Origin of the sequence: Paraburkholderia pallida, from assembly GCF_004524855.1 — a bacterium.
In the GTDB taxonomy this organism is placed as follows: Bacteria; Pseudomonadota; Gammaproteobacteria; order Burkholderiales; family Burkholderiaceae; genus Paraburkholderia; species Paraburkholderia oxyphila.
The window spans coordinates 1,278,055-1,291,194 of the sequence record NZ_CP038149.1 but is presented as its reverse complement, the minus strand read 5'-3'; the positions used below and the strand labels follow the sequence as shown (position 1 = coordinate 1,291,194).

At 63.8% G+C, this 13,140-nt stretch carries 12 protein-coding genes; 6 read left to right on the top strand and 6 right to left on the bottom strand.

What is annotated here, in order from left to right:
- Positions 1-3: 3 nt before the first annotated feature.
- From E1956_RS20985 to E1956_RS20970, 4 genes are all read right to left on the bottom strand, one after another.
- On the bottom strand, positions 4-1,104 hold the full coding sequence (locus E1956_RS20985) for a serine hydrolase domain-containing protein (RefSeq protein ID WP_232071774.1): 1,101 nt from the start codon (positions 1,102-1,104) through the stop codon (positions 4-6).
- A gap of 870 nt (positions 1,105-1,974) precedes the next feature.
- The gene (hydA, locus tag E1956_RS20980; RefSeq protein WP_134752550.1) at positions 1,975-3,381 is read right to left on the bottom strand and encodes a dihydropyrimidinase; all 1,407 of its coding nucleotides are present in this window, start codon (positions 3,379-3,381) and stop codon (positions 1,975-1,977) included.
- A gap of 10 nt (positions 3,382-3,391) precedes the next feature.
- Positions 3,392-4,120, bottom strand: coding sequence for a maleate cis-trans isomerase family protein (locus tag E1956_RS20975; protein WP_134752548.1), 729 nt, complete (start codon positions 4,118-4,120; stop codon positions 3,392-3,394).
- Positions 4,121-4,190: 70 nt separating this feature from the next.
- Positions 4,191-5,489 (bottom strand): MFS transporter, encoded by a 1,299-nt coding sequence (locus tag E1956_RS20970; RefSeq protein ID WP_134752546.1) that lies wholly within the window; start codon positions 5,487-5,489, stop codon positions 4,191-4,193.
- A 208-nt stretch (positions 5,490-5,697) separates the two neighbouring features.
- On the opposite strand from E1956_RS20970, the gene E1956_RS20965 reads away from it, so the two are divergent.
- Positions 5,698-6,411, top strand: coding sequence for a GntR family transcriptional regulator (locus E1956_RS20965; RefSeq protein ID WP_418789304.1), 714 nt, complete (start codon positions 5,698-5,700; stop codon positions 6,409-6,411).
- 22 nt (positions 6,412-6,433) lie between these two features.
- On the opposite strand, the gene E1956_RS20960 is transcribed toward E1956_RS20965, so the two are convergent.
- Positions 6,434-6,700, bottom strand: coding sequence for a hypothetical protein (locus E1956_RS20960; protein WP_134752542.1), 267 nt, complete (start codon positions 6,698-6,700; stop codon positions 6,434-6,436).
- 180 nt (positions 6,701-6,880) lie between these two features.
- On the opposite strand from E1956_RS20960, the gene E1956_RS20955 reads away from it, so the two are divergent.
- Both E1956_RS20955 and E1956_RS20950 read left to right on the top strand, forming a co-directional pair.
- Entirely contained in the window at positions 6,881-7,150 is a 270-nt protein-coding gene (locus E1956_RS20955) for a MoaD/ThiS family protein (protein WP_134754690.1), read from the top strand.
- 131 nt (positions 7,151-7,281) lie between these two features.
- Positions 7,282-8,508, top strand: a complete 1,227-nt coding sequence (locus tag E1956_RS20950) for a WD40/YVTN/BNR-like repeat-containing protein (RefSeq protein ID WP_134752540.1) — start codon at positions 7,282-7,284, stop codon at positions 8,506-8,508.
- Positions 8,509-8,670: 162 nt separating this feature from the next.
- Here E1956_RS20950 and E1956_RS20945 read toward each other — a convergent pair whose 3' ends face one another.
- Complete coding sequence (locus tag E1956_RS20945) at positions 8,671-9,768, bottom strand: branched-chain amino acid aminotransferase (protein WP_134752538.1); 1,098 nt, start codon at positions 9,766-9,768, stop codon at positions 8,671-8,673.
- 274 nt (positions 9,769-10,042) lie between these two features.
- Between E1956_RS20945 and E1956_RS20940 the strand changes: the two genes are divergently transcribed.
- The 3 genes from E1956_RS20940 to ctlX all read left to right on the top strand — a co-directional run bounded on the left by E1956_RS20940 (position 10,043) and on the right by ctlX (position 12,711).
- Positions 10,043-10,474 carry an Lrp/AsnC family transcriptional regulator gene (locus tag E1956_RS20940; protein WP_134752536.1) on the top strand — a complete coding sequence of 144 codons (432 nt, stop codon included), beginning with the start codon at positions 10,043-10,045 and terminating at the stop codon, positions 10,472-10,474.
- Between the two features lie 168 nt (positions 10,475-10,642).
- Positions 10,643-11,722, top strand: a complete 1,080-nt coding sequence (locus E1956_RS20935) for an ornithine cyclodeaminase (RefSeq protein ID WP_134752534.1) — start codon at positions 10,643-10,645, stop codon at positions 11,720-11,722.
- A gap of 47 nt (positions 11,723-11,769) precedes the next feature.
- Positions 11,770-12,711 carry a citrulline utilization hydrolase CtlX gene (gene ctlX / locus E1956_RS20930; protein WP_134752531.1) on the top strand — a complete coding sequence of 314 codons (942 nt, stop codon included), beginning with the start codon at positions 11,770-11,772 and terminating at the stop codon, positions 12,709-12,711.
- Positions 12,712-13,140 lie beyond the last annotated feature (429 nt).

Below are 13,140 nucleotides of genomic sequence, written 5' to 3'. Positions count from 1 at the left end.
CCATCAGGTTTCGGGGGCGTCGTTGAATGCGGCTGCCGTGCCTGGAATCCCCTGGGTCTGGCGGCTTTTCTCGAGTTCCTCGCGCAGCGCCTGTGTTTTCGCGGCCGTGGCGACGGGTTGGCTGGCGGGCGCGAGGGCGGGAAGAATGTAGTCGTTGACCATACGGCGATACTGCTGGAGGTAGGTGGCATCGCGCAGGCCGCCTTCTGTTGGCAGCAGGCTCGTCATGACGACCACGGCGTGCTGCGCGGGCAGCACGGTGATGAATTGCCCCTTGAAGCCCATTGCGCCGAATTCGGGCTGGCCTTTCTCGACCACGTGCTGGATCCAGCAGTAGTAGCCGTAGTCGGCGGCGGCGGGCGAGGGCGTCCGCATCTGCTTGATCCACGCGGCGGGCACGATCTGCTTGCCTTCCCAGCGTCCATTGTCGAGCAGCAGCATGCCGATTTTCGCCATGTCGACGGCGCGCAGGCGCAGTCCCCAGCCGCCTGAGACCGAGCCGGTCTTGTCGGCGCCGGTCCAGCGGTAATGGGACATGCCGAGTGGCTCGAACAGCTTCTCGCGGGCGAACTGGTCTTCGGGCTCTTGGGCGGCGATTGCGACGGCTGTGCCCGTTAGCACGGGATTGACGTCGATATAGTCGAAGTGTGTGCCGGGCGCCGCGGCGGTGGCGCGGCTTGTGACTGCGACGTGGAGTCGGTCGGGTGCTTCGTAGTACAGAGGGTCGGTGCCTTCGCGCGTCTGGTAGCTGAGGCCGCTCGACATCGACATCAGGTGGCGGAGCTCGATGTTTTGTTTGTCGGCGAGCTCGCCGGCGAGGTCGGGGCGTGCCTGCGCGATCATCGGGGCGACTTTGGTTGATGGGCTCAGTTTGCCTTCGCCTACCAGGATGCCGGTGAGTAGTGCGGTGATGGTTTTCGTGACCGAATATAGTTCGTAGTTGTTGTCGCGGGTTAGGCCGGCGCTGTAGCGCTCGAAGATGATGTTGCCGTCTTTTACTACTACGAGGCTGCGCACGTCCATCTTTTCGGTGCGGAGCCATTGAGATAGGTGGATTAGGGGCGTTGAATCGACGCCTAGCGATTCTGGAATCACCGTGGCCATGGTATGTGGTGCTGCGCTGGCGGTATGGGATGCATGTTCTTGTGCATGTGCTTGTGTCGCGGATGCCGCTGTTATTGATGCTGCTATCGCTAGCTTACACCACGATTTGGGTTTTCTCATTGGATGATCCTTGTTCGTATTGCTTACTGATTTTTCTTCTGTTATCGATTTGAAGGGTTTTTCGCGTTTCCTTGTTTTGCATTCGGCATGCAGGCGTTGCCCCTGTGCGGGGCGGCACCTACTTTTCTTTGCAGCCGCAAAGAAAAGTAGGCAAAAGAAAGCGGCTTAAACCGCCAGTGTGACGCCGTCCCCCACTGCCCTGTACATCGGAGCGGCTCCGGGGCATCCGTCTCCTCGCACACTCGGTGTCAGTGACAAAGGACTCATACTTCCCGCCACGCGCTACGCGCAGGCGGAAGGGTCTGCAAGAAAAACCGGGCGCGCTACCAAGCGAATATGCAGGAATGCTTCCGCCCAATATGTTGACGTCCTACTAATGCGCAATAGTGCTTCCATGTAATTTGACTGGAGTCCTACTTATTTGAGAGAGTGATTCAATCAAAATGCACTGGATCCCCATGAATGCGCGTATATCCCGATGGTTTTGGTTATACCCCACGGCGCGCGTAGCGCCGCCGGATGAATGAGCCCTTAGTCACTCCGATATACGGCCCGTGATGACAGACGCTCCGGAGCCGCTCCGATATACAGGGCAGTGGTGGACTGCGTCACACTAGCGGTGTGAGCCGCTTTCTTTTGCCTACTTTTCTTTGCGGCTGCAAGAAGTAGGTGCACCACACAGGGCAAACTGCGGCCCGCCGCGAAAACAAGTTAAGGCCAACGCCTAAAAACCCACAGCAAAAGGCCGCCTCAATCGAGGCAAGGTTTGCCAGCCGGCAGAAACCGCCCGCGCCCGGCCTGCGCGGCGACCAGCTTGCCGTCCTCGACGATCACTTCACCGCGCGAAAGACAATGCCGCGGCCACCCCGTCACCTCGATGCCCTCATAAGGCGTGTAATCCACCGCATGATGCAATGCCTCATTAGCGATCGTCACACGTTTCTCAGGATCCCAAACAACAATATCGGCATCCGCACCGACGGCAATCGTGCCCTTCCGCGGATAAAGGCCGTAAAGCTTCGCCGGCCGCAGCGAAGTCAGATCCACGAACTGATGCAGCGAAAGCTGCCCCTTCCGCACGCCATCGAACAGCAGCGGCAGGCGCGTCTCGAGCCCAGGAATCCCATTCGGAATGTGCTCGAACGATACCTCCTTGCCACCCGGCTTCTTCCCTTGGGGATCATCATAAGAAAACGGCGCATGATCCGACGATACGATCGAGAACACACCCTGGCGCAACGCCTTCCAAACAGCCTGCTGATTCGCCGGATCACGCGGCGGCGGGCTGCACACACACTTCGCACCCTCATAACCATCGCGACCCAGATCCGCAGCCGTGAGATACAAATACTGCGGACAGGTCTCCGCAAGAATCGGCAGACCACGCGACTGCCCCCAGCGGATCTGCTCGATCGCATCGGCGCCCGAAACATGCACGATCAGAATCGGCACATCCACGAGCTCCGCGAACGCAATCGCGCGATGCGTGGCCTCACGCTCGACCACGGCGGGCCGCGCAAGCGCATGCGCATGCGGAGCATGAAGCCCCTTGCCCAGCAGCCGCTCGGTCAGCCAGCCAATGCAATCCGAGTTCTCCGCATGCACCATCACCAGTGCGCCATGCTCGCGCGCGACCGTCAGCACGTCGAGCATCTCGCGGTCGTTCAGCTTGAGGTCGTCGTAAGTCATGTAGACCTTGAACGACGTATAGCCATTGGCGATCAGGCGCGGCAACTCCTCAGCGAGCACGTGCGGTGTCGGATCGGCGACGATCAAATGAAAGCCGTAATCGATCAGCGCACGTCCTTCGGCGCGCCGGTGGTAGTCGTCCACCGCGGCCTGCAGCGACTGGCCCTTTTCCTGCGCGGCGAACGGGATCACCGTGGTCGTGCCGCCGCAAATGGCCGAGCGCGTGCCCGTGAAAAAGTCGTCGGCCATGCGCAGCCCATCGGGCATCGGCTGATCGAGATGGCAGTGCGCATCCACGCCGCCCGGCAGCACCAGCATTCCGCTTGCATCGAGCTCGCGCGGCGCGCGCGGCAGTCCCTGCCCGAGCATCGCCACGCGGCCCTCGCGGATGCCGATGTCGCACGAAAATCGGTCCGACGCGGTCACCACGTCGGCGTGACGGATCACGAAATCGAGATCGTTCGACATGGCCCCGTCCTCAAACGACTTCGCTGAACAGACGACCCCAGCCCTGCACGCGGCGCGTGTCGTAGCCCGCGAGCTGCAGCGACTTCCAGACCACCGTCGAGATCGTGTCGTAGACGGGAATGCCCGTCTCTTCCTCGAGTGCCGGCACGAGATGCGCGGCCTTCAGGTTCGTGCAGAAGGTCGTGATCGCGCGCGGTTTGGCCGCCGCCACGTCGCGCACCATCTCGCGGATCTGGTCGGCCGTGACTTCCGAGAACGAGAAGTTGACCTTCAGGTTCAGGTGCCGCTCGGCGATGCAGTTCAAACCTTCGCTGCGGTAGTTGGCGACGATCTTTTGCTGGACGTCGTCGAGGTAGGGCGTGACGAGGCCGAATTCGTCGGCGCCGGTCTTCTTCAGGATCTCATTGAGCGCGAGCACGGAGGTCGTGGCCGGAATGCCCGTGGCTTCGGTGATGCGGCGGCACAGGCGCTCGTCGGCCTCGAAGCCGAGCCAGCCCGAGGAGGTGCCGTTCCAGCCGATCACATCGACTTTCGCGTCGGCCAGCAGTTGCGCGGCCTGCAGGATCTTCGAGTCGTCGAACTGGCCCAGCGCCTGGTCCGAGAGCGAGATCTCCGTCACGGGAAAGCGGGCGAAATGCGCCGAGACATCGGGCAGGCCCGCGACCATCGCGCTCGTGAGCGGCTCGAGCGAGGTGTTGGACGAAGGCGTGAGCATGCCGAGAAGGGTGCGCTTGTTCATGTTGATAGCTCTGTGTTGAGGTGTTGAGAGAGTAACGCGATGTGCCGGGGTATCGGGGCGGGGAATCGCGTCAGACGGGAATCTTCTTTTCGTAATCGATGATGCTCGAGCACACCAGCAGGCCGACGCCGGCTGCCGCGAAGAACATCAGCGCGAGGAAGTACGAGTGAGTGAGCTGCACGATCGCGCCGACGATGATCGGCACGGAGATGCCGCCGATATTGCCGCCGAGATTCATGAAGCCGCCCAGAAAGCCGACCTTGTTGCGCGTGCCGAGCGAGGACGGGATGCACCAGTAAAGACCGCACCAGCGCAGGAAAAAGAGCGTCGTCGAGAGCAGGGCGACCACGGCCACGACGTTGGTCACGTAGGCCACCGAGAAGATCGACACCGTGGCCACCACGGCCGCGATGCCGAAGAGCGTGCGCATCACGACGTTCGGGCGGCCGCCCGCGGCCTTCCACTTGTCGGCGATCAGGCCGCCGATCAGCTCGCCGACAAAGCCGCTGAAAAAGATGATGAAGCTCGAGCCGCCCATCTGCTTGATGTCGAAGCCGTGCACCATGTGCAGGTAGTTCGGCATCCAGGTGAGGAGTCCGTAGAACACGGTGTTGAAGCACATCCAGCCGAAGAACATGCCCCACACCGAGCGGTACTTGAAGAAGTCGCTCGTGCGGCCCGAGAGCGTGGCGGGCTCGAGCGCGGCGTCCCTCGCGTGCGATTCCTCGATATACGCGGCTTCCAGTTCATTCACGTCGGGGTGTTCGCGCGGCGTATTGCGCACATAGAACCACGCGAGGATGCCGGCAAGCACGGTGCCGATGCCCGCCACCGCGAACGCGAGGCGCCACGAGTCGAGCATCGCGATGAGCCCGGTGATGAGGATCGCACCGAGCGCCGCGCCAAGCGGCGCGCCGCCGTCGAGCAGGGTCGCGCCGCGGCCGCGCTCGGTCTGCGTCATCCAGAGCGCGTTGAGCTTGCCGCCCGCGGGCATGATCGGCGCTTCGGAGGCGCCGAGTCCGAGGCGCGTGAGCAACAGGCTCGGGGCGCTCGTGCACAGCGCGGCGACGGCCTGGAAGAAGCCCCAGAAGACGGTGGCGCAGGCAATCACGATGCGCGGCTTGAAGCGGTCGGCGAGCATGCCGCCGGGGATCTGCATGAACGCATAGGTCCAGAAGAACGAGCTGAGGATGAGCCCCTCCATGGCCGGGCCGACGTCGAACTCCTTCGAAATGAGCGGCATGGCAACCGACAGCGACGCACGGTCGATGTAGTTGATCGCAATGAGGCTCAGCATGACCAGAAAAATCTTCCAGCGGACGGTGGACTTGCGTACCGCCATTGCGGCAACACCGGATGTTGATGACATGAACTGCTCCTGGGATGGGCGGATGTTTTCATGACGTCGCGCAACGTTGGTGCAGAGTATAGAATTAGAGATCTATAATTACAAATGCGTTAAGTTATTGATTTATATGAAAACACGAAGAAATTCATGGTATGTCCCAGGATCGTGTTAAGCTTCCACTACGATGAATCAGTCGAACGGAACCCCACTGTTGTTGCGCACCCGCGGCATGGCCGCGGAGATCGCCGCGCGTCTGCGCGTCATGATCGACGAGGGCGAACTGCCCCCGGGCGCGCGCATCGACGAGAAAGACATGTGCGCGGCGTTCGACGTCTCGAAGACGCCTTTGCGTGAGGCGTTGAAGGTGCTGGTCTCGGAAGGGCGCGTGACGCACCGGCAATACATCGGCTACCGTGTAGCGGCAATCGATCTCGACGACCTCGCCAGCACCTTCGAGATGCTGCACGGGCTCGAGGCCATGGCGGGAGACCTCTTGCGGCAGCGTGTGAGTGCGGCGCAGGTGGCCGCCATTGCAGCGAAGCACCGGCGCATGGTGGAGTGCCACAACTCGGGCAAGCGGCTCGAGTATTTTCGGCTCAACCAGCAGATCCACCAGATGATCGTGGATGCGGCCGCGAATCCGGTTCTTTCGACTGTCTATGCGACGCTGATGGCGAAGGTGCATCGCGCGCGCGGCGCCGCCAATGCCGACATGCTGCGCTGGTCCGAATCCATGGACGAGCATGAAGCGATACTCGCCGCGCTCGAAGACCCCGCCCACGCCGATCTGCCCGAGATCCTGCGCACGCACTCTGAAAATACGGCTCGCGAAGTGCTGGCCGTGCTCGATCGCACGCGCGCGAATAGCGCCTCTGTGCAAGACGCGCGCACGCCGGAGTCTTCCGGCGAGCCCGAAGAAGTGGCGGGTTCAGATCAGGTTTGACGCCCGCGTAGCGGCTGCGCGGTTAGCTTCGCTTCGAACGCCTGATGCGCTTGATGACGAGCAGGCATAGCGCCGGCACATGAACGATGCCCATCCCGCAGGCGATCACGGCCCACGGCGGCGCGACGGAGCCGGTCAGCATCGCGCTCACCACGCCGAACCCCAGACCCACGAGCAGCAGCGACGCATGCGCGATGAGCCGTTTCGGCCCTGAGGGCGTAAAGCGGGGAATGTTCGCGTGGACAAAGACAACGATCAAAAGGGCGAGTGTGGCGACCAGGGGGGCCATGAGATTCCTGTGTTTCCTGTGCTTGCGACGATGAGTCGTGCGCGAGTGCGTACTTCGTGATTGTGCACGGACGCGCGTCGGGCTGTCATGGGCCACGCCGACGATCATGCGGAAACGCGCGGCAAATCGCCTAAACTACAAAACCGGCGGCGACGGGCCTTTCCCGCGCCGCCACCCGCCATGGCCCACATCTTCTTCGCCGCCTCGATTCAGCGGCATGTCGCAACGCCCGAGCGCGAGATCGATGCGCGCACGCTGGGTGAGGCGCTGGAGGCCGTGTTCGCGGCGCAGCCGCGGCTGCGCGGCTACATCCTCGACGATCAAGGTGCATTGCGCCGGCATCTGGCCGTATTCGTCGACGGCCGGCCCGTGCGCGACCGGCAGCATCTGTCCGACGCGATCGGCGAGGCAAGCCGCGTGTATGTCGTTCAGGCGCTATCGGGCGGCTAATTTTGGCGCAGATCCGTACTGCGAAGCATGGGATCGCACCAGGCGCTTTGCATGGGGCCGGAGTCAGTGCTGAAGCACTCACGCCGGCGGACAGCTAGAGCGCCAGGTGCGGTTGACAGGAGGCACTCCACATGAGCGATCGATTGCTTGTTGCAACGCGCAAGGGATTGTTCGTACTGCAAGACGATGGCAAGGGCGGCTGGACTTCGAACGCGCCGCATTTCGCGGGCGAGCCCGTGAGCATGGTGCTGCCCGATCCACGCGACGGGACGCTCTATGCCGCGCTCAATCTCGGCCACTTCGGCGTGAAGCTGCACCGGCTGCGCGCGGGCATGACGGATTGGGAGGAGTGCGCGGTGCCCGTCTACCCGCCGCAGCCTCCGGACGAGACCCGCGCAGGCAACGGCGCGAACGCAAGCGCAAGTGCAAGTGCAAGTGCGGACAAGGGCACGGGTAGCGACGCGCAAGGCAGCACGGACACAGCGGTGGACAGCGGCACGGACAACGCGGACGCCGCCGAGCCGCGCCCGCCGTCCCCGCCCTGGACGTTGCAGCAAATCTGGTCGCTCGAAGCGGGCGGCCCAGACGAACCGGGCGTCCTGTGGGCCGGCACGATTCCGGGCGGCCTGTTCCGCTCGGACGACGGTGGCGACACGTGGGCGCTCAACCGCGCGCTGTGGGACCGTCCGGAGCGCCCCGAATGGTTCGGCGGCGGCTACGACGCGCCGGGCATTCACTCGGTGATGATCGATCCGCGCGACAGCCGGCACGTGACGATCGGCATCTCGTGCGGCGGCGTCTGGCAAACCTTCGACGGCGGCGCGAGATGGCGCCTGAGCTCCGAGGGCATGGAGGCCGACTACATGCCGCCCGAGCGGCGCGGCGACGCCAATGTGCAGGACCCGCACCGCGTCGTGCAATGCGCGGCGAACCCCGATGCGCTGTGGACGCAGCACCACTGCGCGATTTTCCGCTCGACCGACGGCGCGGCGCACTGGCAGCGCATCGAGGCGCAGCCGTCGAGCTTCGGCTTCGCGGTGGCCGTGCATCCGCGCGAACCCGACACCGCCTGGTTCGTGCCGGCCGTGAAAGACGCCTGCCGGATTCCGGTGGACGGCAAATTCGTGGTCACGCGCACGCGCGACGGCGGCCGCACTTTCGAGCGTTTCTCGAACGGATTGCCGCCCGCGCCGGCCTATGACCTCGTGTATCGGCACGGCCTTGACGTGGACGATACGGGCACGCGACTCGCGATGGGATCGACAACCGGCGCGCTATGGACCTCGAACGACGGCGGCGAAAACTGGCGCCTGATTTCCGCGCATTTGCCGCCGGTTTATTGCGTGCGGTTTGGGTGAGGATTCCTGATTAAAATCCCCGCGCGTTGGCGATGCCGGTGCCCTGCATAGATGAAGTGGGGCGGGCAGACCCGGCGCGCTCTGTGGCGCGCCGGTCGCCCGTATTGTGCGGGAGCAGCCGCTGCCGCGCCTGACGCGCGCGGGCATGCCCCCGAAAAGGCTTTACGACTTGACGTTCCAGACCCAGCCTGCCGGGTCGGCAACCTTGCCGCGCTGGATGCCCGTGAGCAGCGTGCGCAGGCGGCGCGTGACTTCGCCTTCGCCGCCGTCGCCGATCGAGAACTCGCCGTCCGTATGGCGCACGCTGCCGATCGCCGTGACGACCGCCGCCGTGCCGCAGGCGAACGTTTCTTTCACGCGGCCCGAGGCGGCGTCGTCGCGCCAGGCGTCGAACGAGTAGGGCGCTTCATTGACGGTGAGGCCTTCCTTGCGCGCGAGCTCGATGATCGAGGCGCGCGTGATGCCCGGCAGGATCGTGCCGGAGAGCGGCGGCGTGACGAGCGAGCCGTCGTCGAGCACGAAGAACACGTTCATACCGCCGAGCTCCTCGATCCAGCGGTGCTGCGCCGCGTCGAGGAACACGACCTGATCGCAGCCGTGCGCCGACGCCTCGGTCTGCGCGATCAGGCTGGCCGCGTAGTTGCCGCCGCACTTGGCCGCGCCCGTGCCGCCCGGCGCCGCGCGCGTGTACTGGTCCGAGACCCACACCGTGACCGCCGACTTGCCCGACTTGAAATAGGGACCGACCGGGCAGGCGATCACGCAGAAGATGTATTCGTTGGCGGCCCGCACGCCGAGGAAGCTCTCGTTGGCGAACATGAAGGGGCGCAGGTAGAGGCTGCCGTCGCCGCCCGGCACCCAGGCGCGGTCGATGTCGACGAGTGCCTCGACGGCGCGCAGGAACAGCTCTTCGGGCAGGTCGGCCATCGACATGCGCGCGGCCGAGTTACGGAAGCGCTTGGCGTTTTCCTGCGGGCGGAACAGCGAGATCTGGCCGTTTTCGCCGCGATAGGCCTTCATGCCCTCGAAAATCTCCTGCGCGTAGTGCAGGACGGCGCAGGCCGGGTCGATCTGGAACGGGCGGCGCGCCTCGACCTTGGCGTCATGCCAGCCGGTGCCTTCCGTCCAGCGGATCGTGACCATGTGATCCGTGAAAACGCGTCCGAACACCGGATTGGTCAGCCGCGCGGCGATCTCGTCGGCCGGCGTGGGATTCGGGTGCCGTTCCACGGCGATTTCAAGGGGACGGGGGGTGTTCATATGCGTCGTCTCTCGCGGTTATTGATCGAAAAAGCCCAGGCCGATGTTCTATCAGATTTCGCGGGGTTCGGCGAATCGGCTTTGCCGTTTTCCGCCGCGCCGCTACGGGGCCGGCCATAGCCGGATCGGCATAAACGTGGCAAACGCGACGAAATCGCCGATAATCCGGGCAAATTGCCAACCGGAGCGGGCATTTTGACAAGTTGGCATGGCGCGAGCCCATGCTTCGCTGCATATTCGCAGCTCTCTCGCTCCCGCCAGGAATAATTAAGACATGATCAGCCTCGACGACGTCGACCGACAACTCATTGCGCTGCTGCGCGACAACGCCCGAACTTCCGTCGTCACCTTGGCGAAGCAGTTGCGGGTGGCGCGGGCGACGGTTCAGAACCGGATCGCGCGGCTCGAGCAAAACGGCGTGATCGTCGGCTACACGGTGCGCCTGAAGCCCTCGGCGGAGAAGCACCGCATCCGCGCGCTGATGTCGATTGCCGTCGAGGGCAACCGTGCCGCCGACGTCGTGAAGGCGCTGCGCGGCTATCCGAACGTGGCGGCCATCCACAGCACCAACGGGCGCTGGGATCTGATCGCGGAATTGCAGGCGGATTCGCTCGAGAATTTCGACCGCGTGCTGGCCTCAATCCGCCTCGTCGACGGCATCGCCAACACCGAGACCAGCATCCTGCTCTCGACGCACAAGGCCTGAGCGGGCGCCCCCGCGAGCAAGATGCCAGCCGGGCCTGGCAAAGTGGTCAGTTTGCTGCGCGTTTTGCCAGCTTTGCCTGCTATTTGTTGGCGCGCTTCATCGAAATAATCTCCTCATGGCGCGGCGCACGAGCGCCGCAGGCCGTCCAGCCAACCCAGGAGACATTTCATGACCCGCTTTCTTGACGTTCCCGCCACCAGCAAGCTGATCGCGCAAATCGGCGTGCCTCGATGCCTGAGCGAGCTCGTCGATGCGCTCGAAGCCGATTACCGGCGCTGGGCCGATTTCGATAAATCGCCGCGCGTCGCCTGCCACTCGCGCGACGGCGTGATCGAGCTGATGCCCGTAGCCGACTCGAAACTGTTCGCCTTCAAGTACGTGAACGGCCATCCCGTCAATGCGCAGCGCGGCCTGCATACCGTGATGGCGTTCGGCGCGCTCGGCGACGTCGACACCGGCTATCCCGTCCTCCTTGCCGAGCTGACGCTGACCACGGCGCTGCGCACGGCGGCGACTTCGGTCATGGCGGCGAAACGGCTCGCGCGCCCCGATGCGCGCACGATGGCGCTGATCGGCAACGGCGCGCAAAGCGAGTTCCAGGCGATCGGCTTTCATACGCTGCTGGGCATCGACGAGATTCGCGTATTCGATATCGACGCGCAGGCAACCGACAAGCTCGTGCGCAATCTCGCGGCCTTTCCGCGTCTGAAGATCGTGCACGCCCGCTCGACGGCAGACGCGGTGCGCGGCGCCGACATCGTCACCACGGTCACGGCGGACAAGGCCAATGCCACGATCGTCACGCCGGAGATGATCGAGCCCGGCATGCATCTGAACGCCGTCGGCGGCGACTGCCCCGGCAAGACCGAGCTGCACGAGAGCGTCGTGCGCATGGGCCGCGTGATCGTCGAATACGAACCGCAGAGCCGTATCGAAGGCGAGATCCAGCAATTGCCGGCGGACTTCCCCGTGACCGAGTTCTGGCGCGTGCTGCAGGGCGAAGTGCCGGGCCGCGAAAGCGCATCGCAGGTCACCATTTTCGATTCGGTGGGCTTCGCGCTCGAAGACTATTCGGCGCTGCGCTACCTCTATGAGAGGGCGATGCAATACGGGGTGGGCGACGACATCTCGCTGATTCCGCCCGCCGCGGACCCCAAGAATCTGTTCGCGCTGATTGGCGGCCACACGCCTGCGGCGCCTGCCTCGCCCGTGGCCAGCGTGGTTGAAGCCGTCGTGCTGGCGGATTGAGCGCACCGCATCGCCTGGTTCCCGTTGCCCGACACTCGCTACCACCTATGAGCCTTCTTTCGATTCAGGCGCCGTCCGCTGTCGTGATGATCCGGCCGCACCGCTTTCACCCGAACCCCGAAACCGCGGCCGACAACGCGTTTCAGTGCACGGCGACGCCGGGCGACGCCCCGGCCTCCGACGCCATTGCCGAGGCGGCGCGCGACGAGGTCACCGAAGCCGCGCAACGGCTGCGCGACGCGGGCGTGCAGGTGCACCTCTTCGACGACTTCGGCGAGCGCAGCACGCCGGATTCAGTGTTCCCGAACAACTGGTTTTCCACGCACCCTGGGGGGCACGTCGCGCTTTACCCGATGTATAGCGGCAATCGCCGGCGCGAGCGTCGCACCGATGTGATCGAGATGCTCAAGTCCGAGTATCGCGTGCAGGACGTGATCGATTTTTCCGGACTCGAATACGACGATGTCTTTCTCGAAGGCACGGGCGCGATGGTGCTCGATCATGTTGCGCGCGTGGCCTACACGGCGCGCTCGCGCCGCGCCGATCCGGTTGCGCTCGAACGCTTTTGCACGCATTTCAATTTCGAGCCGATGTGTTTCGATACGGCGGGCAGCGATGGGCAGCCCATTTATCACACCAACGTGATGATGAGCGTTGCGACCGAATTTGTGCTGATTGGGCTCGATATGATTCGCGATGCTGCTCGGCGTGAGGAGGTTCATCGGCGTCTTGCGCAGACTGGGCGCATCGTGATTGCGCTTGAGAATGCGCAGATTGAGCATTTTGCGGGGAATGCTATTGAATTGTCGGGGCGGGAGGGGCGCGTGTTGGCGCTTTCTCAGCGGGCGGTTGATTGTCTTTCGGTGGGGCAGCGGAGGGTGATTGAGCGGTCCGCGCAATTGTTGCCGCTCGATGTGGCGACCATTGAAATGGCGGGTGGGTCAGTGCGGTGTATGCTCGCTGGGGTTCATCTCGCGAAGCGGAATTGAAGGCGCTAGTGCGCTGTCCTTTTTCCCGCGTGGGTCTCTTTGCTTTGGCCTTAACTTGTTTTCGCGGCGGGCCGCAGGCGTTGCCCCTGTGCGGGGCGGCACCTACTTTTCTTTGCAGCCGCAAAGAAAAGTAGGCAAAAGAAAGCGGCTCACACCGCTAGTGTGACGCAGTCCACCACTGCCCTTCCAATCGGAGCGGCTCCGGGGCATCCGTCGCCTCGCACACTGCGCGTTAGTGACAAAGGGCTCATTCTTCCCGCCACGCGCTACGCGCGGGCGGAACGGTCTGCAAGGAAAACCGGGCGGGCTGGCCGGCGAATGCGTTAAGGGTGCCGCCCGTAAATGCGCGGCGGTCTTGAACGGAAAATGCACGGGAGTGCTAACCGGTAAATGCGATGGGGTTCGAGCCGGTGAATACACTGGGGTGCT